A 24,225-nucleotide genomic window follows, 5' to 3' on the forward strand; every position below is an offset into this window, starting at 1 on the left:
CCCTGTACGGCTACGGCTCAGCCCTTGAAGCGCGGGAACGCGCTGCGGCCGGCGTACACCGCGGCGTCGTCGAGGATCTCCTCGATGCGCAGCAGCTGGTTGTACTTGGCGACGCGCTCGGAGCGGGCCGGGGCGCCGGTCTTGATCTGGCCGCAGTTGGTGGCGACGGCCAGGTCGGCGATGGTGACGTCCTCGGTCTCGCCGGAGCGGTGCGACATCATGCACTTGAAGCCGCTGCGCTGGGCCAGCTCGACGGCGTCCAGGGTCTCGGTGAGCGAGCCGATCTGGTTCACCTTCACGAGCAGGGCGTTGGCGGTGCCCTCCTCGATGCCGCGGGCCAGGCGCTCCGGGTTGGTGACGAACAGGTCGTCGCCGACCAGCTGGACCTTGTCGCCGAGCTTGTCGGTGATGACCTTCCAGCCGGCCCAGTCGTCCTCGAACAGCGGGTCCTCGATGGAGACGAGCGGGTAGGCCGCGACGAGCTCCTCGTAGTACTCCGTCATCTCGGCGGCGGAGCGCTCCTTGCCCTCGAAGAGGTACTTGCCGTCCTTGTAGAACTCGGAGGCGGCGACGTCGAGCGCGAGGGCGATCTGCTCGCCGGGCGCGTAGCCGGCTTCCTTGATCGCTTCGAGGATGAGGTCGAGGGCCTCACGGTTGGAGCCGAGGTTCGGGGCGAAGCCGCCCTCGTCACCGAGGCCGGTGGACAGGCCGCGGCCCTTCAGCACCTTCTTGAGGGTGTGGTAGACCTCGGTGCCCCAGCGCAGCGCCTCGGAGAAGGACTCCGCGCCGATCGGGGCGATCATGAACTCCTGGATGTCCACGTTGGAGTCGGCGTGCGAGCCGCCGTTCAGGATGTTCATCATCGGCACCGGCAGCAGGTGCGCGTTCGGGCCGCCCAGGTAGCGGAAGAGCGGGAGGTCGCTGGCCTCGGAGGCGGCGTGGGCGACGGCGAGGGAGACGCCGAGGATGGCGTTGGCGCCGAGCGAGCCCTTGTTGTCGGTGGCGTCCAGGTCGAACATGGCCTGGTCGATCAGGCGCTGCTCGGTGGCGTCGTAGCCGACGAGCTCCGGGCCGATCTGCTCGATGACGGCGAGGACGGCCTTCTCGACACCCTTGCCCTGGTAGCGGTTCGGGTCACCGTCGCGGAGCTCGATGGCCTCGAAGGCACCGGTGGAGGCGCCGGACGGGACGGCGGCACGACCCGTGCTGCCGTCGTCGAGGCCGACCTCGACCTCGACCGTGGGGTTGCCTCGGGAGTCCAGGATTTCCCGGGCTACGACGACGTCGATGGACGGCACGAGCATCTCCTTCTGGGATGTGACGCTGAGAGAGTGCGGGGCCCGAGGGCCTTGCGACTAGAGCCTAACCGCCCGAGGGGCGTCGGCAGCCGACCGACCGCCCTGTGGACGCACTGACGGTACACATTGTTCCTGCCCGGAACAAAGGGGGAGTGCTCAACAGGCACACGGGAGTGGTCGACCGGCACAAAGGAAAGTGGCCACCAGGCAAAGAGAAACCCCGCCCCGGTGCGTACGGGGGGAGACGCACCGGGGCGGGGAGCCCGTGGGGACGGGGGGTCGCCCTCATGGGTCCTCACGGGGGAAGACCCGGACCTGAGGGCGGTGTGGTCCGACGGGACCCGGGGGTCACTTCAGGTGCAGCTGCTGGCCCGGGTAGATGAGGTCGGCGTCCTGGACGATGTCCTTGTTCAGCTTGAACAGGTGCTGCCAGCCACCCTTGACCTTGTGCTTCTGGGCGATGGTGCTGAGGGTGTCGCCCTTGACGACCTTGTACTCGCCGTCGCCCTTCTTGACCTTCTTGCCGGTGGGCGTGGTGACCGTCTTGCTCGACTTCGGGGTCGTGGCGGCCGGGCGCTCGGTGGAGCGGGAGGCGCTCTGCTCGGTCGAGCGGGTGGTGGTCGTGGTGTTCGACGCGGTGCCGGAGCCGCCGGTGTACGTGGCGCTCGACAGGCCCGTGCCGCAGACCGGCCAGGCACCCTTGCCCTGGGAGGCGAGGACCTTCTCGGCGATCTCGATCTGCTGCGCCTTGGTGGCCTGGTTGGCCTGCGGGGCGTACGCGGTGCCGCCGTACGCGGCCCAGGTGGAGGCCGAGAACTGCAGACCGCCGTAGTAACCGTTGCCGGTGTTGATGGACCAGTTGCCACCGGACTCGCACTGGGCGACCGCGTCCCACTCGGAGGCCGTGGCGGCGGAGGCGCTGCCGGCCGCCATCAGCGGGGCGGCGACGGCGGCGGTGGTGACGCCGGCGATGGCGATGGCGCGGGTGGCCTTGGACGGACGACGGTGCTTGCCCTTGCCGGAAAACAGCATGGATCGATCCCCTCACCGACGCCTGCGAGGTGAGCTGTCGGGTTCGGGCCGGTTGAGTTGCCCGGTCGCACACCCTGCGGTGCGCGACTTCACCCCAAGCCGGTCCAGCGTGAACTGCTGGGCCCGGCACTTACCTTGGGTCCCCCGCTCCTGCCTACGGCGCTTGACGCGACGACTGTTCCCGGGCGGCCGCTGGCAGGATTCGGCGTTGCGGCAGCCGGGGCTCGGGTTGCCGAGCGGTCACGACCGTAGACACGCGCTCCGCGGAATTTCAAAGACGATCAGGGCTTCTGAGACTCATCCCACACTTTCACCAAACCGGACATTCCGGAGTGAAGTGGGACGCTAACTCCCCTGATTCCGCGCGGTGTTTCCGCCCTATTTGCCCGCGACGGACAGGGTCTGACCGGGCATGATGGCGCTGGGGTCGGCACCGATGACGCCCTTGTTCTGCTCATAGAGGGCATTCCATCCGCCGCTGACGCCAAGGGAGTCGGCGATGGAGGCGAGCGTGTCCCCGACGCGCACCGTGTACGAGCCGGCCGCCTCCTGGGCGCGGGCGCCGGCCTCGGCGCTCTCGTCGGCACTGGCCCCGCGATGCTTGCCGGTGCCGATGGCGCCGGTGTCCACGAGGCTCCAAGAGCCCGCTTCCTGGCCCGACTTGTCCGAGTTCTCCGCTTCCGGGCTCGCTGTGGGCGAGCTGTCCGGCGCCTGCGCGCCACCCTTTCCGGTGGACGCTCCGGGCGTACCGGCGGTGCCGGTCGCGGCGGACGAAGAGGGCGAGGGGGACGCGCTGTTCGCGCCGGCGGCCGGGTCGGTGGAGGCACCGGTCGAGGAACCGGACGAGGGGGAGGAAGTGGAGGAACCGGACTTGCCGGACGAACCCTTGGACAGATCGGACAGTCCGGAGGAAATGGACGAGTCGGACGAACCATCGGCCACGCCGGTGTCCACGTCGAGCGCGCCATTGGCCTGGGTGAGCCCGGACGTCAGCCCGCAGGTGCCCCACGCGCCGATCCCCTCGGCGGCGAGGACCTTCTGCGCCACGGCGATCTGCTGGTTGCGGCTGGCCTGGTCGGCGCTCGGCGCGTAGTCGAGGCCGCCGTACCGCTCCCAGTCGTCCTGAGTGAGGCTCAGCCCGCCGTACTCGCCCTTGGCCGTATCGGTGGCGCTCCAGGAGCCGCCGGTCTCGCACTCGGCCACCTTGTCCCAGACCGTGCCCTCCGCCGCGTTCGCACCGGCGGCGCCGAGGAGCGGAATGGCGATGGCGGATCCGGTCACTCCGGCCGCGACGAGGAGCGCCGGAGCCTGACGGGGGCGACGGTGACGACCGTTCCCGGAGAGCATGCGGAAGCCTTTCTCACGACAATCCTGACCGCGCGACGGGCACGACAGGCACGATGAACCGGCGCGGCCCGCCCGTCACACTGACGAGTGAACGTAGCGGCATACGATCACTTGTCACAAGTTCATGCCGCGTAGATCACGTGAAGATCACAGAGTTGAACGCGCGTCATCTTCGCGTGGGCGGACAGGTGCTGGGTGGGGCGCATTTCCGGTCAGGTCCCCGCAGGTGTGAACTTCACGGGCAGAGTGCGCAGTCCGCGCATGATGAGCCCGCCCCGCCACCTCAACTCCTCCGGATCCGCCGCCAGTTCGAGATCGGGGAGTCGGGTGAGGAGGGTGGCCAGCGCGGTCTGGCCCTCCAGGCGGGCGAGCGGGGCGCCCAGGCAGTAGTGGATGCCGTGGCCGTACCCGAGGTGCTGGTTGTCTCGGCGGGAGAAGTCGAGGGTGTCGGGGTCGGAGAAGCGGGCCGGGTCGCGGTCGGCCGCCGCCAGGACGACGAGCACGGGATCGCCGGGGGCGATGTCCTGCCCGCCGAGGGTGATGGGCTCGGTGGCGAAACGCCAGGTGGCCAGCTCGACGGGGCCGTCGTAGCGCAGGAGTTCCTCCACTCCCGTCTCCAGGAGGGCGCTCTCCTCGCGCGCGAGGGAGGCCTGGAGCCGGGCGCGCTGCTCGGGGTGGGTGAGCAGGGCGTAGGTGCCGTTGCCGATGAGGTTGACGGTCGTCTCGAAGCCGGCGAAGAGAAGGATGAAGGCCATCGCGGCCGCCTCGTTCTCCGTGAGGTGCTCGCCGTGGTCGGAGGCGCGGATCAGGCCCGAGATGAGGTCCTCGCCGGGTGCGGGCTCGGCGGGGAGCTCCTCGCGCTTGCGGTGGATCAGGTCGGACAGATACCCCCGCATCTTCTTCACCGACCGCGCGACCCCGCCCCGGGGCCCTCCCCCGTGCCGGATCATCATCCCCGCCCAGTCCCGGAAGTCGTCCTGGTCCTCGCGGGGGACGCCGAGCAGGTCGCAGATGGCGTAGATGGGCAGCGGGAAGGCGAACTCATGGATGAGGTCGGCGCTGCCCTTCTGCGCGAACCCGTCGATGAGACGGTCGGTCAGCTCCTGCACCCGCGGGGCGAACTCGGCGACCCGGCGGGGCGTGAACGCCTTGCTCACCAGCCGCCTCAGCCGGGTGTGGTCCGGCGGATCGATGTTCAGCAGATGCGTCATCAGCTCGGCCTTGCGCTCCCCCGGGATCCCTGTCCTGCCCCTGGCGTGGGCGGGCTCGTCGTGATGCTCGGGATTCTTGGAGAGCCGCTGGTCCGCGAGGGCCTGCTTGGCGTCCGCGTACCGGGTGACCAGCCAGGCCTCCACACCACTGGGCAGAGTGGTCCGCCGCACGGGCTCGTGCTCCCGCAGCCAGGCGTAGGCGGGGTAGGGGTCGGCCGCGAACTCCCAGGTGAAGAGGTCGGGGGCGGGTGGGGTTGAGGGTGTGGGGGCGGCGGGGGTGGAGCTGGAGGCAGGGCCGCCGGGAGTGGGGGCGGGGGTGGGGGTGGGGGGCGTGGGCTGGTCGGTCACTCCTCGACGGTATCCGGGGTCCCGGCGAGGAACTTCTTCGCACCCGGGTGCCCGAGGTCGGCGGCCCGTTCCGTACTAACCCCGCGCGCCCTCGGCTGCCCGTATCGCGTCCCGGTAGGTACGGGCCGCCGCTCTCAGGGCCGCCTCCGGGTCGACGCCCTCCGACTCGGCGCGGGTCGCCAGCGCCAGCAGCTCGTAGCCGATGCCGTCCGCTGCCGGGAGCGGCACGTCCAGGCCGGCCGTGCGGACGCGGGAGGCCAGCTTCGCGGCGAGGGCCAGGCCCGGCTGGTGGAGGGGGATGCCGTCCGTCACCGACTCGCGGCGCTTCTCCACGGCCTTCGTGCGCAGCCAGTGCTCCTTGACCTCCTCGGGGGTGGTGGCCGTCGCGTCACCGAAGACGTGGGGGTGGCGGTGGATGAGCTTGGCGACGATCGTGCCGGCCACGTCGTCGATGGAGAACGGCGCGTCCTCGTCCTCCTCGGCTATGCGCGCGTGGAAGACGACCTGGAGCAGGACGTCCCCCAGTTCCTCGCGCAGCTCGTCCCGGTCCCCCTCCTCGATCGCCTCGACGAGTTCGTACGCCTCCTCGATGCCGTACTTGGCCAGGCCCTTGTGGGTCTGCTGGGACGACCAGGGGCACTCGGCGCGGATGCGGTCCATGACCTGGACGAGGTCGAGGAGGCGAGCGCCGGGGAGGTCGTAGGAGGCGGGGAGCAGTTCCAGCTCGGGCATGGCCACCCGGCCGGAGCCGGCGAGGCGCGCCAGGCCGTCGGTGAGGGCCGGTTCTCCCTCGCCGGTGGCGACGACGACCACCGTGCGCCCGCCGGAGCAGGCGGCGACCAGTTCCTCGGCGGTCGGGGACGCGTCCTCCACCCGTATCCCCGCTTCGCGCAGATAGGGCAGCTGCGGGTGCGTGCCGTCGGCGCACAGCACGCGGTCGGCCGCGCCCAGTGCCTGCCAGGCGGGCCAGGACAGCAGGCCCGGGGCGACACGGTGGCTGGTGGTGAGCAGGACGACTCGGCCGGGGGCGGAGTCCGTGGCGCCGGGAGCGGCGTCCGGAGAGTCGGGGGCGGAGTCCGGGGAGGCGGATGCGGTCACATCGTTCACGCTTCGAACGTAACGCACACCGGCGATCGGCCCTCGCGGTTATCCACAGGCGGGCCGCGCGGTCATATTTTCACCACGCCCCCGCCTTCCTGAGGCGTCCCCTGGCCCCCTGAGGCCCCCTGAGGCGTCCTGAAGGCGTCTGTCAGGCCGTCCGGTCGGTCTTCGTCGCCGTGACCTCCCGCACCCACGGCGTCTTGGCGTCCACCCGGCCGACCTTCTGCACGTCCCAGCTGCCGTAGCGCGGGTTGAGGTCGACGCCGAGGTCCTTCGACGCCTTGGACAGAGCGCTCCAGAAGGCGGGCTGGTTGGTGTCGGTGCCGAGCCGCTGCGCGAGCTTCTGGGCCTGGAGCTGGAGGCGGAGGTTCTCGTCGAGGCGCTGCGGCGGGACGCCGTACTGCTGGAGCCACGCCGCTTCCAGTCCCTTCGCGCCGCCCGCCTGCGCCTCCAGGCCGGCCCTCATGTCCTGGACCTCCTTGCGGCTGACGGTGACGCCCGCGTCCTCGGCGGCCCGCTGGAGCACCTGGTCGAGGACCATGCCGTGCAGGGTGTCCCGGGTGAGGCTGCCGGTCTGGGCGACGGCCTGCGCGTACTGGGTGTCGTCGGTGACGGCCGCGCGCTGGGCGTCCCGCACCTCGCTCACCCGGCTCTCCAGCTGCGAGACGGTGATCCGCTCGTCGCCGACGACGGCCGCCGCACCTGGGTGGGCGTCGTTGGCGCAAGCGGTCAGGAGAGGGGCCGCCGCGATCGCGGCGGACAGCAGGAGCGCGGTGCGACGACGGCGGTGCAAGGGAACCTCCCGAGGAGATTGTGCGACGGTGCACAAAGTCTTGCGGTGATCGATGGTAGGCAGTGGTACGCCTGGGGCCAAGCCATTCGACCAACGATTCACCACGACTTCGGGCACCGCCGCGCTCTCGGGCGGACCGGACTCACCCGACGATGGCGACCGGGGCGTCCCAGGCGTCGCGGTCCACGGTGATCGTGTACCCGCCGCGGGTCTCCTTGCTGTTCACCTGGTACTGGTGGCCGCGGCTGTGGTTCGTGAACTGCGTGGCGCCCCACGGCCAGTCGGCGGTGGTCGTGTACTGCTTGTCCCACAGCGCGTACCAGAGGTTGCCCGGCAGGTCCGTCTTGTCGGTCGCGGTCGCGATCGCCTTGGCGCTGGAGCTGCTGAAACCGTAGAAGCCGCCGCGGTAGACCTTGGCGCGCAGCGTCTTCGTGAAGGAGCGCACGTACGTGAGCACGGCGTCGTTGCACGCCTTGTTCGTGATGTCGTACGGCTCCATGTCGAGGTAGATCGGACTGCCGGCCTTCATGCCGAGCGCCGACGCCTTGGCGACCGCGTCCGTGGCGTCGGTGACGCCGAGGGAGGCGGCCGTGGAGGCGGTGAGCTTCTCCGGGTTGGAGCCGGTCTGGCAGGGCGGCTGGGCGCCGACGTAGATCGGGACGAGCTTCCAGCCGACCGCGTTGACGGACTTCACCCAGGACGCGGTGAGGTTGGGCTGGGCGCAGCCGCGGTTCTTGCCGCCGATGTAGACGGCGGCGCCGCCGTAGTAGCCGTCGGTCTTCCACGCCTTCATCGCGGCGAGCGAGGGCGCGGTGCAGGCGTCGAAGGCACGGCCGGTGAAGGTCCTCTGGGCGGGCCAGGTGGTGGCCGCCATGGACTGCTGCGCGGCGATCCCGCCGCCGGCGACGACGGCGGCCCCGGCCACGGCCCAGGCGATGTACCGACGCTTCTTGGACTGCCGGTGCTCGGCCATCCCCACCCCTTGTTCACCATGACAGCGCGGTGCGCGCGTGGAGCGTGCCCGCGTCGACGACGAGATGCGTGTTCCGGAGCGGCGCGTTCGGCGTTCCCTGGCGTTCCTGGCGTCCGGAGCGGTTCGCACCGTATCCGACAGGTCGCTCCCCTCGGACATCCGCCCTCCCCGATCATCACAAGAATCACTCAAGCCACGGCAAAGCTTCGGGTCGGGGCGGATGCCTTGACCGGCGTATGGACGATCCGAGATCGCTACGTGACCGATCTGTCCGTACGGTCTCCGCGCCCCCCTCATCTCGTCCTCACCTCGTCCTCACCTCGTCCTTTCTCCGTTCCACGTCTCCGTTCCACGCAAGGATTTCGATGCGTCTCCCGTCCCGCGCGCGTACCGCGCTCGCCGTCGCGACCCTCCCCCTGGCCCTCGCGGCCTGCTCCTCCGGCACCGCCGACTCGTCCGCCTCAGCGCCCTCCGGGGCGAACCAGGCGAAGAAGGACCCCGACGCCGGTCTGCTGACGGGTACGCAGCTGAAGGGGGCGCTGGCACCGGCGTCGTACTTCCCGGCCGGGTTCACGGCCGTCTCCGACGGCACGGTGGACAGCGGCGGCGCCCTCCAGGAGCCGTCCGGCAAGAACGCGGCGAAGCCCGACTGCGCCAAGCTGGAGGGCACGGCCTGGATCGCCGTCACCGGCCTTGCGGGCGGGGTGTCGTTCGCGCAGGACGAGTACATGAACGCGGATCAGAGCGAGGAGGTCGCCCAGGAGATCGACGTCTTCCGGGGCACGGCCGCCCCGTCCGTCATGCGGGACCTGCGCACCGTCGCCACCACGTGCGCGCAGTTCACGGACACCGACGCCCACGCCAAGGTGAAGGTCACCGGCGAGGACACCGCCGGGCTCGGCGACGAGGCGTACACCATGACGCTGAGGAGCGGCGCCTGGGAGAGCGGCACGACCCTGATGGCCGCGCGGGTCGGCAACGCCGTGGTCAGCGTGATCTCCACGGTGAGCACGGACGACGGCGCGCCCGCCGCGCGGAAGGTGACGACGCGGGTCGTGGCGGCGCTGAAGGGAAAGACGGACCGGACGTCCTAAGGGCAGTCCTCGCCCCCGCTACCCCCCATCCCGAATCACTGATTCCCTAGTCCCGGAGTCCCCCATGGCCCTCAACTCCCGTCGCGCCAGACAGCTTCTGGAAGCCACCGCACCGGTGCTGCTCCCGGGAGAGCAGGTGCAGTTCACCAGCCTGGCCGGCGTCGGCTCGGTCTCCGTCCGCAGGCAGGCGGTCACCGCGGCCGTGGTCGGCGTCCTGAGCGCGGGCACGGTGATGGCGGCGGTCACGCCACGCCCCCTGTACGTGGTCGTGACCGACCAGCGCATCCTCTTCTTCGACGGCAACCGGGGCGGGAAGCCCGGCCGTCTCGAACTGGACCTGCCGCGTGCTTACGTCTTCACCAGCGGCCTGAAGAAGGCCTTCCTGGGACTCCAGTACGCCACGCACCTGATGGTCGCCGGCCAGGAAGGGGCGCTCAAGGTGACGTTCCCGGTCCAGCACCGCGGCGACGGCCCGCGGTTCGCCTCGCTGCTGCCGGTGGGCAACTGACCCGCGCGCGTCGAGGAACGCGGAGCCTAACCCCGCACCTGCCCGAGCCACTGCAGGGTTCTGCGGACCTCCGCCGCCAGCGGGTGGCCGGGGCCCTGGAGGCGCTCCACGTCGTGGAGGAGGCGGATCAGGGTGTCGTGGGCGGCCGGGCGGTCGCCCAGGGCGAGGAGCAGTTGGCCGATGCGCCGGCGCACGTCGTGCGCGAGACCGGGGTCGCCGGCCACGTACTGGTTCTCGTAGTACGGCAGGAGCGCGCGGTACTCGGCGAGCGCCGCCGCCGGTTCGCCGAGCTGCTCCAGGCACTGGGCCACGTCGTAGCGGAAACGCAGGGACTGCGGGTCGGCCTGGCCGGCCTCGGCGGCGCGTTCGTCGGCGAGCCGGCGCAGTTCGGGCAGCGCGCGCCGGTACTGGCCGTCGTCCATGAGCGTGGCCGCGTACTGCTTGCGCAGGGTCCGTACGACCGGGGAGTGCTCGCCGTGCTGTTCGGCGGCGGCCGGGAGGATCGCGCTGAGGATGTCGACGGCCTGGGTGATGCGGCCCACCCCGAGGAGGCGCTTGACCTCGTCCACGGCGTCCGCGACGTCCGGCTTGCCCGCCGTGCCCGGCACGGGCGTGGCGGGGGCGGGCTGGGGCGCGGGCGTGCGCGCGCGGTCCGGCCAGGGGGCGTGCGGGCGCAAGAAGGGGCGCGTGGGGTCGAGGGGCGCCCCTGTGGGCGTCCCGCGCGGCGGCAGGAGCAGCGCCAGGTCCTCGTAGACCTCCTGCGCGGAGGCGGGCCGGTGCTGCGGATCCTTGGCGAGCAGGCGCAGGACCAGCGTTTCGAGTCCTTCGGGGACCTCGGGACGGACCCGGCGCACGGGCACGGGGGGCTCGTAGAGGTGGCGGTGCAGCACGCCGAGCGCCGTGGAGCCCGCGAACGGCACGTCACCGCTGAGCAGTTCGTGCAGCAGCACCCCGAGCGCGTACAGGTCCGTGTACGGGCCGACCGCGCCGCCCATCGCCTGCTCGGGCGCCATGTAGGCGGGCGAGCCGATGGGGGAACCGGTGTGGGTCAGCCGCGTCGTGTCGCTGTCCATGACGGACGCGACGCCCAGGTCGAGGACGGTGACCGTGCCGTCCTGCTTCACCATCACATTGCGCGGCTTGAGGTCGCGGTGGACGATCGGCACGGCGTGCACGGCGCTCAGCACGGCGCACAGCTGCGCGGCGACCGCGACCGCCCACTGCCACGGGTACGGGTCGTGCTCGGCGAGATGGTCGGAGAGGTCGGCCCCGTCGACGTACTGCATGACGAGGAACAGCTCCTCGCCCTCACTGCCCGCGTCGTGCACCGTGACCAGGCCGGGGTGGTCGACCTGCGCGGTCACCCGGCACTCGCGCAGGAAGCGCCGGCGCAGTTCGTCGGCCTCCGCGCCGGCCACCTTGTCGGGGCGCAGCAACTTGACCGCCACGCGCCGGTCGAGCCGGCGGTCGTAGGCCGTCCAGACCTGGCCCATGCCGCCCTGCCCGATAAGCGTGGACAGTTCGTACCGTCCGGCGACGACGCGTCCTGTCGCCACGGTCACCTTCCGCCCTCGTGGCCGCCGTCGGGCCGGCCTTCGTGCTGGCGCAGATAGTCGCTGAGCTCGTCGAGTTCGGCGCGCACCTGGTCGATGCGGGCGGGCGCGGGGCGCTGCGGCGGCGGCACGTGGCCGGGAGGCGGCGGGGTCCGGTCCAGCGGCGGCCGCGGGATCGGCGTGTGCGGGCCGGGCACGGGCGGCACCGGCGTCTGCTGTCCAGGCCCGAGCGTGGTGGCGTACGGCGACGGCGCCGGCGTGTGCGGCGTCGGCGGGCTGGGCTGCGGATAGCCGTAGGGCGCCTGGACGGTGGTGGTCGCCTGGGGCGGCGCGTAGCCGGTGAGCGGCTGCGGCGGCAACTGCTGCTGCCGGCGGCCCAGCTGGACGTCCACGGTCACGAAGTAGGCGGCGCTGAAGGCGCCCAGGATGAGCACCACGGCCAGCGCCATGTCGCCCCGGTGGTCGGACTCCGGCACCGAACCGACCACCGCCAGCCCGGCGATGGACAACGGCAGGCTCACCCAGGCCGCCGTCCAGTCGTACCACCGGCCGCGCAGGTGGGCGACCCGGAACAGCGGCACGCACGCGAGCAGACCGCACGAGAGGAAACCGGCGGCGGCGAACAGCACGCGCAAAGTGATGACGGTTCCCGCGCTGCGCGGGGGCGGCATCGTGCCGTGGCCGTACATGACTGCTCCTGGACCGGGGTTGGCTGAGATCGGCGTGAGGGTTCGAGCGTATAGGCCGACAAGGACAACGGGTCCCGGGTTGTACCGAACTGTTGTCGCACTGATCACTTCACGCGCTCCGCAGGTGAGCGGAACGGGACGGTCCGGGCGCGGAAGGGGCTCGGTCCGGGCGCGGAAGGGGCTCAGTCCGGTGTGATCGCGCCGTCCGTCAGGCCGTCGTACATCCCGCGCACGAGCTGCTCCCCGAACCGGCTCGCGCGCCGTAGCGCCCGCTCGAACTCGTCGAGTGCGCGGAAACGCGCGCCGTAGCGCCGTTGTTCGTCGAGCGGGAGCCGGGGCAGTTGGAGCCGGCGCACGTCGAGGCGCGTGGCCGTGGACGCGTAGCTGCTGGCCTGCCGGTTGTTGGCGGTGCCGCGCAGGAACCCGGCGAGGAACCACGCGTCGAGCGCCGCGGGCTCCGGGCGCAGAAGCACGAGGTTGCGCCCCAGGGCGGCGCCCCCCGTCGCGTCGTCGATCACGCGCGCCACCGCGCCCCCGCCGAGCACCGGCACGACCACGTCGCCCGGCTGCGTGAGCACGGCCTCCTCGTCGCTCTCGGGGAGCGTCCCCGAGGGGGCGGTTCCGGCCAGCACGTCGTGGTCGGTGAGCACGGGCACGCGCGCGTGGCCGCCGTTGCCGCCGGTGCGCATGGTCAGCGCGCCCCCGCGCGCGAGCTCGCCGATCGTGGTGAGCGGCCAGCGCGCGAGCCGTGCGGCGACGGCGGGCGGGGGCGTGAGGTCGGCCGTCAGGCGCAGGGTCTCGCCCAAGCGCTCCCGTACGGCCATGAGCGCCTCCGCGCCGTCGGCGACCGCCGGGGGCGGCAGATGACGGGCGGGGGCGAGGTCGACGTCGTCGTCGAGGAGGTCGATGACGGGCAGGGTCCGGGCCAGGCCGGGCCGTTCGTCGAGGGTGCCCGCCCGGTCGGCGGTGCGCCAGGCGTCGAGAACCGCGCCCCGCACGGCCTCCCAGTCGGGCCCGCCGCGCCCCTCACCGGCGAACCGCCCCGCGTCCACCAGCAGCACCTCCGGCCGCGCGGGCGCCTGGTCGGGCCGGCGCAGCACCCACAGATGGAGCGGGATGTTGTACGGCGGCGCCGCGCCCACCGGCAGGGCGATCACGGCGCGCAGGGCGCCGCGGCGCAGCAGGTCGGCGCGGATCCGGCGCCCGGAGCGGCGGGAGGCCGAGGCCGGCGGCATGAGGACGACCGCGGTGCCCCCGTCCCGCAGCCGCGCGAGCGCGTGCTGCACCCAGGCCAGCTCGGACTCGGTGCGCGCCGGGAAGCCGTACTCCCAGCGGGCGTCGTAGGCGAGTTCGTCATGGCCCCAGTTGCGCTCGTTGAACGGGGGGTGGCACAGGACGGCATCGGCGCGCAGGCCGGGGCGGGCGTCGGCGCGCAGGGTGTCACCGGCGGCGCCGTGCACGCCGGCGGGCGTGGACAGCGCGAGCCGGAGCACGGTCAGCGCGGCGAGCTCCGGGGAGCTGTCCTGCGCGTACAGCTCCTGGTCGGGGCGCGGGGCGACGGCTCGCAGGAGAGCGCCGGTGCCGCAGGCCGGGTCGAGGACCGTGCGGGCGGGGCCGGCCAGGTCGGCCATGAGGCGGGCGAGTTCGGTGGGGGTGAGCGTGTACTGGCGCGGGTTGGCGTCCAGGTGCCGTCCGATCAGGAACTCGAACGCCTTGCGCGCCCCGAGCTCGGCCGCCAGCTCGGCGACGCCGCGCAGAAGGGGGGCGGAGGGGAGGAGTTGGGCGGCGGTGGGGGGCTGGAGGGCGGGGGTGGTGTGAGCGGCGGGGTGCGCGCCGGTGTGGAGATCGGGACGTGCGCCGGGCGGGCTGTGAACGTCGTCCGCCCCGCTCGTGCTGTGAACCTCGCCCGGGGTGTTCACAGCGTCGGTGTCCCGTACCGCTCCCCCGAGCCTCGGCGCGAGCACGTCCCGCAGCGCCGACGGGAGCGACGCCGCGAGCTGTTCGTCCGTTCCCGCGCTCCTCTCCAGCCAGACCGTCGGCCGGTCATGGATGAGCAGTAGGACGCAGCCGGCGTGGATGAGCCCGGTGACCGGGCCATCGGGGTGACCGGCGAGTTGCTGCCAGACGCGTTCACGCAACGGGACCTCGGCGAGTTTGCCCTGGTCACGGAGCCATGCCTCGACCTCGGCGAGCGCGAAGGAGGGGCTGGTCTCGGTGCCCCCGACCGGCTTGGGGAAGTCGGCGTGACGGCGGCGCCAGTTGCTCACGGCGGCTCGGCCGACACCGGCGAGCCGAGCGATCCCGGCGGCGGTCACCTCCGTCGCGTTGTCCTGCACCCGCCCGCTCCCCTCGTGCCGTACGGCCCCCGTACCCAACGTGTGACGCCGAGCATACCGGCGAACCCGGGATCGACCCCTTCACGAGCGTGTACACACCTCAAACCGTGAATCGTGTTGACTCGGTTCACAGTCTCTGCTCTTATTGACCCAGCGAACGAGCGACCGCCGGACGGCGGTCGCGACGCACGGGGAGGGAAGGCGCCCGCCCCGCCTCACCGCGCCACCCCGTACACCTCATCTCCACCCACATCCCCATCGAGGAACCGCCATGCGCCGTACCGCACTTGCCGCTCTCTGCCTCGCCGCCGCGGCCACCACCGCACTCACCGCCTGCCAGTCCGACAAGGACTCCGCGGACAGCACCTCGCGGGCCGGCACCACCGACTCGGGTACGTCGGCCAAGGGGACGGCCGAGAAGAAGGAGCCGTTCGCCGGCCTGAGCGGCGGGCAGATCGCGGACAAGGCCATGACGGCCACCAAGGGCGCCTCGTCGCTGCGTCTGAAGGGCGATGTCCCGGACGACGAGAGCGGCGGCATCATCTCCGTCGACATGGCCCTGAACAAGAAGGGCGAATGCGCGGGCACGCTCGGCATGAACGGCCAGGGCAAGGCCGATCTCATCAAGACCGGCGACACGGTCTACATGAAGTACGACGAGGCCTTCCTGCGCGCCCAGAGCAAGGGCTCCTCACCGGACGAGGCCGACGCCGTCGTCAACATGCTCGCCGGCAAGTGGACCAAGACGGCCGCCACCGGCAAGGACGCCATGGACATCTCCGGCTTCTGCGACCTGGACAAGGTGCTCGACGGCACCGATGAGGGCAGGTCGGCCGCCACCCGGGGCACGACGACCACCGTCGACGGCCGACCCGCGATCACCGTCACCGAGAAGGACGGCAAGGACACCTACGTCCTGTACATCGCCACCGAGGGCCAGCCCTACCTGCTGCGCGTCGACGCCAAGACCGCCAAGGACCCCGGCACCCTCACCTTCACCGACTTCGAGAAGCCGGTCCCCGCGCAGAAGCCGAGCGGCAAGATCGTCGACCTCGACAAGCTGGGCGGCTGAGACTGGGCCGCCCGCACCGCCCAGCCCCACCACTCGGCCACACCGCTCAGCCACACCGCCCCGCTCACAGCGGGTGCCGCATCCACACATTGGGCTCGACGTACACCGCGTAGTCCCGCTCCGGTTCGCACCGCACGGGTACCAGCGCACCGGGGACCTCCACATCGCCCCGGGTGTCGAACGGCAGCCCGGTCCAGCGGCGCCAGTCGTCGAGCGGGGCGGAGACGGTCATGGACGCGGGCGCGATCCGCTCGATCGTCGCTCCGGCGCGGGCGTGCACCCGCAGCCACGGGTCGTACGGCAGCCCGTCGTCCCGGACCCGGCGGGAGTACTCCTCGATGGGAGTGTGCGGTTCGCGGTGCTTGGCGTTCGGCCGCACCGGCGCGACGACCTCACGGAATCCCCTCGCCCGCGCGTTGTCGCGCATCGCCGTGAGCATCCGGCCGGACAGCCCGAGCCCCTGGGCGTGCGGGGCGACGACGATCGACACCGCGCTGACCGTGTCGGGGCTCACCCCGCGCCGCAGATCCGCGAAGGCCCACAGCAGCATCTCGTCCCAGCCGCGGGCGGGCAGCGCGCCCCGCCCCTCGGCGTGCAGCCGGACCGGCACGCTGTAGGCGTGCGCGAGCACCTCGCCCCGATCGTCCTGCGCGAACATCACATACTCGGGGAGTTCGAGCGGGATGCGCGGGTAGTGCGCGGTGCCCACGGGGTCGTGGGTGGTGAACTCCGCCCAGGTGTCGGGCATGCCGAGGATCCGCTCCAGCATGTCGGGACGGTCGGCCAGGGTCGCGATGGTCAGGTCCATGCCGTCACGGTAGGGCGGGCGGACCCGGGCGGGAAACACGTTTTCCGTGGTCAGCCCGCGTGGAAGCGCTCCGGCGCCTTAGTCGGGTTGCCGCCGGTGGGGAGTTTCTGGCCGGGGCAGGCGGACAGCACCTTCTCCATCGCGGACTTCTCGGCGGCCGTCACCCACAGCGCGTACTTCTTCTTCACGGCCACCTGGGCGGCGACATACGAGCACCGGTACGTCTTGTTCGGCGGCAGCCAGGTCGCCGCGTCGCCGTCGCCCTTGGACCGGTTGGTGCTCGCGTCCACGGCGAGGAGGTTCAGCGGGTCGTTGGCGAGCGCTATGCGCTTGCTGTCGTCCCAGTACTTGGCGCCCTTCTGCCAGGCGTCGGACAGGGCCACGACGTGGTCGATGTCGACCTGGCTGCGCCCGCGCCGGTAGGTGACGTCCTGACCGGAATAGGGGTCCGACTCCAGTACGCCGTACGACACCTTGCAGGTGCCGCCGCCGGTGAACTTCACCTCCTCCAGGTCGCGTTTGAGTATGTCGTCGCGGGTGTCGCAGTCGTTGGAGTCCGTGTCGGCCCACGGCGTACCGAACGCGTCGCGCTCATAACCCGTCTTGGGCGCCCGACCCTTCACCGGCAGCGATCGTGCCGCCGCGAGGGCCGCTCCCCCGCCGGAGGCGGTGCCACCCGGTCCGGTGGTGCCCGATCCCGTGGACACGTCCGTGCACCCCGCGGTCACGGCGCACATCAGCACCACGGCGACCGCCGCCCCGCCCCTCAGCCGCCTCACGCCAGTCCTCCCCCTTTTCGCCCGACCCGTGTCCGGTGTCCGGTGCCCGCCCCGCACAGGGGCGTCTTCCCCCGGCGGATGCGCCTATACCGTAACGAGGGGGCGCACGGTGGCTGTCGGGAGGTACGGACCACAACCCCTCTCCGGTGGGCATTCTTCTCGACTCCGACATATCGTCAGTGGTGAGTCACCTCCGGAAGGAGCTCTGGATGGGCATCTTCGACAGGTTCAAGAGCAACCGCCACATGCAGGACAAGGCCAAGGACATGTCCGACACGGCGGAACGCAAGGTCAACGAGAAGACCGGCGGCAAGTACGAGGACCAGGTCGACACCGCTCAGCGGAAGGTCGAGGGCCAGATGGGCATGGACCGCGACCAGCCCGACAAGCCGTAGGGCGGACCGCCGGCATCACCAGCCCCGGAGGAACGGGTCCGGCGGGGACGCGTGGAGCCGACCGCGCCCCACCGGGCCTCTTCCCTTCCCTGGAAGCTCACCTCAAGCCTTCCGTCTCGCACACCCACCGGAAGCCGTCCGCGCATCGCCGCGCGGGCGGCTTCAGCCGCTCAGACCTTCCCCATCCCCGGCGTCGTCAGACCTTGCCTATCCCCAGCGTCGACTCCGAGGGCAGCAGGCCTGAGCCGATCGCCGCGACCCAGTAGTCGCCGAGGAGATGAGCCAGGCGGTCCGTGGCGTCACCGCCGAGGGCCTGCCAGGGGCCGACGGCCAGGCGGTCGGTGAGCTCCTCGACGGTGCGGCGCAGATCGCGGCCCGCCTCCGTCGCCGTACCGTCCCGCCCGTCCACCAGACCCCGGGCCGCCAGCCGGTCCCGGGCGGCCGACCACTCCTCCGGGCTCCAGCCCCTGCTCTCGAAGCGCTCCACGGAGGCCGCGCCGACCGCGGCGAACGACACCAGCGCCTCCGTCGGGTCGAGGCCGGCCGTCAGCAGGGCGGCCAGGTGGCCGTCTCCTCGGTGCTCGCGCAGGATCGTGGCCGCCTGCCACAGCTGCAGGTGGGGTTCCCGCGGCCACTCCAGCGCGGCGTTGGCCGCGGCCATCGGGCGTCCCGCCGGGTTCGCCGCCTCGGCCGCGCGGCGAGCGAGGGCCGCCGCCTCCGCCAGCTCGGGACTGTCCACACGGTCGCCGAGGAGCCGGCGGTACACACGATCCATGCCCCGCAGTCGCGCCGCCAGCACCGCTTCCGGGCGCGCCGTCGCCCACGCCCGGTCCATGTAGGTGTCGACCATGGCCGGACTGAAGCTGTAGAACGCCGAGGTCACGACCGTGGCGTCGACCGGACCCAAGGGCGCGGCGCGCAGCGGGAAGTAGCTCCACCAGCGCTCCTGCGTGTCATAGCCGAGAGCGCCCAGCTCTTCGAAGACCTCCGGCGCGTAGTACACCAGCGCGTGCAGCGGTTCCAGCAGGTGCCACAGCTGCCGCGCCCGGCCGGGTTCCACCTGCTCCGCTTCCTCCACCTGCACAGACATGCGTCTCCCCCTCGTCCCGTGCAACCATCGCCACAACTTGACACTGACAAGATTGCCCGACCCTCCCGAACTTGTCAATGCCTAGATCGGGCGTACGCTGCTGTCCATGACCCCCGCACAATCCGCCCCCCACCGCCCGTACCACCACGGCGATCTGCGCCGCGCGATCCTCACCGCCGCGCTCGACGTCATCGCCGCCGACGGGCCCTCGGCGCTCAGCCTGCGCGACCTCGCCCGTCGCGCCGGTGTCTCCCATGCCGCGCCCGCGCACCACTTCAAGGACCGCACGGGACTGCTCACCGCCATCGCCGCCGAGGGCCACGGCCTGCTCGCGGAAGCGCTCGCGCAGGTGACAGACCTGCGGGAAGCGGGCGTTCGCTACGTGCGCTTCGCACGCCAGCACCCCGCGCACTTCCAGGTGATGTTCACCCCTCAACTCCTGCGCGCCGACGACCTGGAACTGACGACCGCCCGCGCCCTCTCCGCCGCCGCTCTCACCGACGCCATCGCCGCCCAGGCCTCCGACGCCGACCCCCGCCTCACCCGCGTCGCCGCCTGGTCCCTCGCCCACGGCTTCGCCACGCTGCTCCTCGGCCACAACCTCGACACCCTGATCGGCGACGACGATCCGGAGGACGTCTTCCGGGCGCTGCCGATGCTGCTGCTCCCCAGTGACTGACCGGCTCGACCGAACGGGAGGGCCGCCCGCTTGACCTTGACACCGGCGTCAGGGTCCGAGCATCGCCGCATGAGCGAAACGAACAGCCCCCGAACCGCCGGAACCGGGCACGCCACCCCCGGAATCCCGCGCGTCGCCCTCGTCACCGGTGCCGGCACCGGCATCGGCCGTGCCACCGCCCACGCCTTCGCCGCCGAGGGCGCGCACGTGATCGCCGTCGGACGCCGGCCGGAGCCCCTCGCCGAGACGGCCTCCCACGACACGGCGCGCATCACCCCGCTCGCCGTCGACATCACCGCCGACGACGGCCCGGCGGTCGTCGTCCGTACGGCGTTGGAGCGGCACGGCCGCGTCGACGTGCTGGTCAACAACGCCGCCGTCGTCACCGCCGACTCCCTGCGCACCTACACGCGCGCGTCCGTCGAGCCGCAGCTCGCCACCAACCTCCTCGCCCCCGTCCTGCTCACCCAGGCCGCGCTTCCGGCGCTGGAGGAGAGCCACGGCGTCGTCGTGAACGTGACGACGGCCATCGGACAGCGCGGCTGGCCCGGCAACTCCCTCTACGCCGCCGGGAAAGCGGCTCTCGAAGTGCTCACCCGCAGCTGGGCGGTGGAGCTGGCGCCGCTGGGCATCCGGGTCAACGCGGTGGCGCCCGGCGCGATCCAGACGCCGATCGGCGACCACGCCGGCTACACCCCCGAGCAACGCGCCGCGATCCGCGCGTGGCAGCTCGCGCACACCCCGCTCGGCCGGGTGGGCCGACCCGAGGAGGTCGCCTGGGCCATCACCCGACTCGCCTCGCCCGACGCCTCGTTCGTCACGGGCGCGGTGCTGCCGGTGGACGGAGGAGCGGTCGTCGCATGAGACTCGCCCGCATGGACACGCCACAGTCGGCCGGGCCGCCGCTGCGCATCGGCCGGCTCTCCGCCCTCACCGGCGCCTCCCCGCGCGCCCTGCGCCACTACGAGCAGGCGGGGCTCATCACCTCCGAACGGACCGCCAACGGCTACCGCTGCTACGACCCGGCCGTCGCCGTCCGCGTCCGCAACATCCGGAAGCTCGTCGACGCCGGGCTCACCCTGGACGACGTACGCCTGTTCCTGCCGTGCCTCGACGGTGACGTCACATCGTCCCCGCCGACCGGCCGGACCCTGGAGGTCGCGCTGCGGCGCCTCGCGGTCATGGACGAGCGGATCGCCGCCCAGATCGCGGTCCGCGACCGCCTGGCAGCGGTCCTGCGCGAGGCCACCGGGGGACGCGTCCGACCGGTGGCCTGAGCGCACACGCGCGCGACCGGACGCGTCCGACCGGTGGTCCGAACGCACCCGAGCGCGACGGCCGTACGGACCAGCGCCCTACGACCCCAGCACCGACGCCAGGAACTCGCCCACCCAGCCCAGCAGATCCCGTCCGACCAGCGGCTTCCCGCCCACCTTGGCCGTCTTCGGGCGCGGTACGAGGATCTGGTGGACGGTCGGCTTGATGACCGAGCCCGGGTACAGGCGCTTCAGGCGCAGTTCCTGCGACTCCCTCAACTCGACCGGCGCGAAACGGATGTTGGTGCCCTGGAGGACGATCTCGCCGACGCCACACGCGCGTGCCAGCATCCGCAGGCCGGCCACCAGCAGCAGGTTCTCCACGGGCTCGGGCAACTTGCCGTAGCGGTCGGTCAGTTCCTCCCGCACCGCCCTGATGTCCTCCTCCGTGTTGGCGGAGGCGATCGCGCGGTACGCCTGGAGGCGCAGGCGCTCGCCGGGCGCGTAGTCGTGCGGGACGTGCGCGTCGACGGGCAGCTCGATCTTGACTTCGAGCGGCGGCTCCTCCTCGATCTCGCCGGTCTCCAGCTGGCGCCGGTAGTCCGCGACCGCCTCGCCGACCATGCGCACGTACAGGTCGAAGCCGACGCCCGCGATATGGCCGGACTGCTCGCCGCCGAGGAGGTTTCCGGCGCCGCGGATCTCCAGGTCCTTCATCGCCACGTACATGCCCGCGCCCATCTCCGTGTGCTGGGCGATGGTGGCGAGACGCTCGTGGGCGGTCTCCGTCAGCGGCTTCTCCGGCGGGTACAGGAAGTACGCGTAGCCGCGCTCGCGGCCACGGCCCACGCGGCCGCGCAGCTGGTGCAGCTGGGACAGGCCGAAGGTGTCGCCGCGCTCCACGATCAGCGTGTTCGCGTTGGAGATGTCGATGCCCGACTCGACGATCGTCGTCGAGACGAGCACGTCGAACTTCTTCTCCCAGAAGTCGACGACGACCTGCTCCAGAGCCGACTCCGACATCTGGCCGTGGGCCGTCGCGATCCGTGCCTCGGGGACGATCTCGCGCAGGCGCGCGGCGGCCCGGTCGATCGACTCGACCCGGTTGTGGATGTAGAAGACCTGGCCCTCGCGCAGCAGTTCGCGGCGGACGGCGGCGCCGATCTGCTTCTCCTCGTAGGGCCCGACGAAGGTCAGCACCGGGTGGCGCTCCTCCGGCGGGGTGGTGATCGTCGACATCTCGCGGATGCCGGTGACCGCCATCTCCAGGGTGCGCGGGATCGGGGTCGCGGACATCGTCAGCACGTCGACGTTGGCGCGCAGCTTCTTCAGCTGCTCCTTGTGCTCGACGCCGAAGCGCTGCTCCTCGTCGACGATGACCAGGCCGAGGTCCTTGAACTTCGTCTCCGACGAGAACAGGCGGTGGGTGCCGATGACGACGTCCACCGAGCCCTCCCGCAGGCCCTCCAGGACGGCCTTCGCCTCCGTGTCGGTCTGGAAGCGGGACAGCGCCTTCACGCTCACCGGGAACTGCGCGTACCGCTCGGAGAACGTGCCGAAGTGCTGCTGGACCAGCAGTGTCGTCGGGACGAGGACCGCGACCTGCTTGCCGTCCTGGACCGCCTTGAAGGCGGCGCGGACCGCGATCTCCGTCTTGCCGTAGCCGACGTCGCCGCAGATCAGACGGTCCATCGGGACCGACTTCTCCATGTCGTCCTTGACCTCGGCGATGGTGGTCAGCTGGTCGGGGGTCTCCGCGTACGGGAACGCGTCCTCCAGCTCGCGCTGCCAGGGCGTGTCGGGCGCGAAGGTGTGGCCGGGGGCCGCCATGCGCGCGCTGTACAGCTTGATCAGGTCGGCGGCGATCTCCTTGACCGCCTTCTTCGCGCGTGCCTTCGTCTTCGTCCAGTCCGCGCCGCCGAGGCGGTGCAGGGTGGGCGCCTCGCCGCCGACGTACTTGGTGATCTGTTCCAGCTGGTCGGTGGGGATGTACAGGCGGTCGCCGGGCTGGCCGCGCTTGGCGGGGGCGTACTCGACGACGAGGTACTCGCGCGTGGCGCCCTGGACGGTGCGCTGCACCATCTCGATGTAGCGGCCGACGCCGTGCTGCTCGTGGACGATGTAGTCGCCCGCCTCCAGGGTGAGCGGGTCGATGGTCTTGCGGCGGCGGGCCGGCATGCGGGCGCCGTCCCGGCCGGCCGCCTTCTGGCCGGACAGGTCGGTCTCGGTGAGGACGGCGAGCTTCAGCGCCGGGTCGACGAAACCGTGGTCGATCGAGCCGCACGCCACGTGCACGACCGACGGGCTCAGCTCGGTCAGGTCGGCGTCCAGGCGGGCGGCGATGCCCTCGCCGCCGAGCACCTCGACCGTGCGGGCCGCCGGGCCGTGCGCCTCGGTCACGAACACGGTGCGCCAGCCGTCCGCCAGCCAGCCCTTGGTGTCGGCGAGCGCCTTCGCGGTGTCGCCGCGGTACGTCTCGGGCGCGTGCATGGCCAGCTTGAGGGTGTCCGCGTCCAGTTCCTCGTCGGCGGCGAACGGCGACACCGACCACCACATCATGTCCAGCTCGCGCGCGCGGTCGCGGACGTCGGCGATGGACCACAGGGAGGCCGCGCCGACGTCGATGGGCGCCTCGCCGCCGCCCGCGGTGGCGGCCCAGGACGCCTGGAGGAACTCCTGCGAGGTCGCCACCAGGTCGGTGGCACGCGTGCGTACCCGCTCGGGGTCGCACACCACGGCCATCGCGCCCTTGGGCAGGACGTCGATCAGCAGCTCCATGTCGTCGACGAGGACGGGCGCCAGGGACTCCATGCCCTCCACGGCGATCCCCTCGGCGATCTTGCCCAGCAGCTCGCCCAGCTCCGGGTGCTCCTCGGCGAGGGCACGGGCACGCGCGCGTACGTCCTCGGTGAGGAGCAGCTCGCGGCAGGGCGGCGCCCACAGGCCGTGTTCGGCGACCTCCAGGGAGCGCTGGTCGGCGACCTTGAAGTAGCGGATCTCCTCGACGTCGTCGCCCCAGAACTCGATGCGCAGGGGGTGTTCCTCGGTGGGCGGGAAGACGTCGAGGATGCCGCCGCGTACGGCGAACTCGCCGCGCTTCTCGACGAGCTCCACGCGCGCGTACGCCGCTGCCGCCAGGGCTTCCACGACGTCGTTCAGGTCGGCCGTCCGACCCGTCCTCAGCGCGACCGGCTCCAGGTCGCCCAGGCCCTTGACCTGCGGTTGCAGCACGGACCGGACGGGTGCGACGACGACCGAGACCGGGCCGGTCTCCGGGTCGTCCGGGCTCGGGTGGGCCAGGCGGCGCAGGACGGCCAGGCGGCGGCCCACGGTGTCGCTGCGCGGGCTGAGGCGTTCGTGCGGGAGGGTCTCCCAGGAGGGGTACTCCACGACGCCGCCCTCGGGCAGCAGGGAGCGCAGGGCGGCCGCCAGGTCCTCTGCCTCGCGGCCGGTCGCCGTCACCGCCAGGACCGTGCGGGCCGATTCGCGGGCCAGGGCGGCGATCGCGAAGAGGCGGGCCGCCGGCGGGCCGACCAGGTCGACGTGCATGCGGTTGCCGTCTGCGGCCGCCTTGATCGCTTCCGCGAGGGCGGTGTCCTTGACGACGGCGTCGAGCAGACCGTGCAGGCTCATGGAGCGGCTTTCTCCAGGGTGGGCGAGGGGTGGGCAACACGAAGGGCCCGACGCGGATCCCGCCGGGGGTGTCCAGCGTACGACTTGGCCGCGCCGCTTGCCGGGGGCTGTGGACAACGCCGGTTGCTGATGGGGCCCGGCGTCTGGGGCGCCGTACCAGGACTCGCGAAAAGCAACCCGGCGCCGACGAGTCCCCCAAGACTCGCCGGCGCCGGGTCGTCCCCCGCAAC

Annotated in this window: 21 protein-coding genes and 1 riboswitch; of the genes, 7 read left to right on the forward strand and 14 right to left on the reverse strand. The window is 72.0% G+C overall.

The features are described from left to right. Positions 1-17: 17 nt before the first annotated feature. The 7 genes from eno to ACZ5NW_RS29840 form a co-directional block, all read right to left on the reverse strand. Positions 18-1,304, reverse strand: coding sequence for a phosphopyruvate hydratase (eno, locus tag ACZ5NW_RS29810; RefSeq protein ID WP_468747057.1), 1,287 nt, complete (start codon positions 1,302-1,304; stop codon positions 18-20). 342 nt (positions 1,305-1,646) lie between these two features. Next, positions 1,647-2,330 carry a transglycosylase family protein gene (locus tag ACZ5NW_RS29815; RefSeq protein WP_468747058.1) on the reverse strand — a complete coding sequence of 228 codons (684 nt, stop codon included), beginning with the start codon at positions 2,328-2,330 and terminating at the stop codon, positions 1,647-1,649. A 4-nt stretch (positions 2,331-2,334) separates the two neighbouring features. Next, positions 2,335-2,502: riboswitch (cyclic di-AMP (ydaO/yuaA leader) on the reverse strand. 206 nt (positions 2,503-2,708) lie between these two features. Beyond that, positions 2,709-3,677, reverse strand: coding sequence for a LysM peptidoglycan-binding domain-containing protein (locus ACZ5NW_RS29820; protein WP_468747059.1), 969 nt, complete (start codon positions 3,675-3,677; stop codon positions 2,709-2,711). Between the two features lie 212 nt (positions 3,678-3,889). After that, on the reverse strand, positions 3,890-5,236 hold the full coding sequence (locus ACZ5NW_RS29825; protein ID WP_468747060.1) for a cytochrome P450 family protein: 1,347 nt from the start codon (positions 5,234-5,236) through the stop codon (positions 3,890-3,892). A 75-nt stretch (positions 5,237-5,311) separates the two neighbouring features. Next, entirely contained in the window at positions 5,312-6,343 is a 1,032-nt protein-coding gene (locus ACZ5NW_RS29830; protein WP_468747061.1) for a nucleoside triphosphate pyrophosphohydrolase, read from the reverse strand. Between the two features lie 142 nt (positions 6,344-6,485). Then, positions 6,486-7,130, reverse strand: a complete 645-nt coding sequence (locus ACZ5NW_RS29835; protein ID WP_468747062.1) for a SurA N-terminal domain-containing protein — start codon at positions 7,128-7,130, stop codon at positions 6,486-6,488. A 142-nt stretch (positions 7,131-7,272) separates the two neighbouring features. After that, positions 7,273-8,103, reverse strand: coding sequence for a glycoside hydrolase domain-containing protein (locus ACZ5NW_RS29840; RefSeq protein WP_468747063.1), 831 nt, complete (start codon positions 8,101-8,103; stop codon positions 7,273-7,275). Between the two features lie 365 nt (positions 8,104-8,468). On the opposite strand from ACZ5NW_RS29840, the gene ACZ5NW_RS29845 reads away from it, so the two are divergent. Beyond that, positions 8,469-9,197 (forward strand): hypothetical protein, encoded by a 729-nt coding sequence (locus ACZ5NW_RS29845; protein WP_468747064.1) that lies wholly within the window; start codon positions 8,469-8,471, stop codon positions 9,195-9,197. A 64-nt stretch (positions 9,198-9,261) separates the two neighbouring features. Further along, positions 9,262-9,705, forward strand: a complete 444-nt coding sequence (locus ACZ5NW_RS29850) for a hypothetical protein (protein WP_468747065.1) — start codon at positions 9,262-9,264, stop codon at positions 9,703-9,705. A gap of 26 nt (positions 9,706-9,731) precedes the next feature. Here the strand turns inward: ACZ5NW_RS29850 and ACZ5NW_RS29855 are convergent, their stop codons facing one another. The 3 genes from ACZ5NW_RS29855 to ACZ5NW_RS29865 form a co-directional block, all read right to left on the reverse strand. Then, positions 9,732-11,225 carry a protein kinase domain-containing protein gene (locus tag ACZ5NW_RS29855; protein WP_468747343.1) on the reverse strand — a complete coding sequence of 498 codons (1,494 nt, stop codon included), beginning with the start codon at positions 11,223-11,225 and terminating at the stop codon, positions 9,732-9,734. Positions 11,226-11,263: 38 nt separating this feature from the next. Continuing rightward, positions 11,264-11,947, reverse strand: a complete 684-nt coding sequence (locus ACZ5NW_RS29860; RefSeq protein ID WP_468747066.1) for a hypothetical protein — start codon at positions 11,945-11,947, stop codon at positions 11,264-11,266. Between the two features lie 182 nt (positions 11,948-12,129). Next, complete coding sequence (locus tag ACZ5NW_RS29865) at positions 12,130-14,283, reverse strand: N-6 DNA methylase (RefSeq protein ID WP_468747067.1); 2,154 nt, start codon at positions 14,281-14,283, stop codon at positions 12,130-12,132. A 271-nt stretch (positions 14,284-14,554) separates the two neighbouring features. Here ACZ5NW_RS29865 and ACZ5NW_RS29870 point away from each other — a divergent pair, with 271 nt between their 5' ends. Continuing rightward, on the forward strand, positions 14,555-15,355 hold the full coding sequence (locus ACZ5NW_RS29870) for a hypothetical protein (protein ID WP_468747068.1): 801 nt from the start codon (positions 14,555-14,557) through the stop codon (positions 15,353-15,355). Between the two features lie 64 nt (positions 15,356-15,419). On the opposite strand, the gene ACZ5NW_RS29875 is transcribed toward ACZ5NW_RS29870, so the two are convergent. Both ACZ5NW_RS29875 and ACZ5NW_RS29880 read right to left on the reverse strand, forming a co-directional pair. Further along, complete coding sequence (locus tag ACZ5NW_RS29875; RefSeq protein ID WP_468747069.1) at positions 15,420-16,163, reverse strand: N-acetyltransferase; 744 nt, start codon at positions 16,161-16,163, stop codon at positions 15,420-15,422. 50 nt (positions 16,164-16,213) lie between these two features. Then, positions 16,214-16,942, reverse strand: a complete 729-nt coding sequence (locus ACZ5NW_RS29880) for an HNH endonuclease family protein (protein ID WP_468747070.1) — start codon at positions 16,940-16,942, stop codon at positions 16,214-16,216. Between the two features lie 209 nt (positions 16,943-17,151). On the opposite strand from ACZ5NW_RS29880, the gene ACZ5NW_RS29885 reads away from it, so the two are divergent. After that, positions 17,152-17,337 carry an antitoxin gene (locus ACZ5NW_RS29885; protein WP_468747071.1) on the forward strand — a complete coding sequence of 62 codons (186 nt, stop codon included), beginning with the start codon at positions 17,152-17,154 and terminating at the stop codon, positions 17,335-17,337. A gap of 196 nt (positions 17,338-17,533) precedes the next feature. Here the strand turns inward: ACZ5NW_RS29885 and ACZ5NW_RS29890 are convergent, their stop codons facing one another. Beyond that, complete coding sequence (locus tag ACZ5NW_RS29890; RefSeq protein WP_468747072.1) at positions 17,534-18,427, reverse strand: SCO6745 family protein; 894 nt, start codon at positions 18,425-18,427, stop codon at positions 17,534-17,536. A gap of 106 nt (positions 18,428-18,533) precedes the next feature. Between ACZ5NW_RS29890 and ACZ5NW_RS29895 the strand changes: the two genes are divergently transcribed. From ACZ5NW_RS29895 to ACZ5NW_RS29905, 3 genes are all read left to right on the forward strand, one after another. Then, positions 18,534-19,106 carry a TetR/AcrR family transcriptional regulator gene (locus ACZ5NW_RS29895; RefSeq protein WP_468747073.1) on the forward strand — a complete coding sequence of 191 codons (573 nt, stop codon included), beginning with the start codon at positions 18,534-18,536 and terminating at the stop codon, positions 19,104-19,106. A 69-nt stretch (positions 19,107-19,175) separates the two neighbouring features. Continuing rightward, entirely contained in the window at positions 19,176-19,970 is a 795-nt protein-coding gene (locus ACZ5NW_RS29900; protein ID WP_468747074.1) for an SDR family NAD(P)-dependent oxidoreductase, read from the forward strand. 41 nt (positions 19,971-20,011) lie between these two features. Then, positions 20,012-20,383, forward strand: a complete 372-nt coding sequence (locus tag ACZ5NW_RS29905; protein ID WP_468747344.1) for a MerR family transcriptional regulator — start codon at positions 20,012-20,014, stop codon at positions 20,381-20,383. Between the two features lie 78 nt (positions 20,384-20,461). Here ACZ5NW_RS29905 and mfd read toward each other — a convergent pair whose 3' ends face one another. Then, on the reverse strand, positions 20,462-23,995 hold the full coding sequence (mfd, locus tag ACZ5NW_RS29910; protein WP_468747075.1) for a transcription-repair coupling factor: 3,534 nt from the start codon (positions 23,993-23,995) through the stop codon (positions 20,462-20,464). Positions 23,996-24,225: the final 230 nt, after the last annotated feature.

The organism is Streptomyces sp. NPDC032126, from assembly GCF_055580085.1.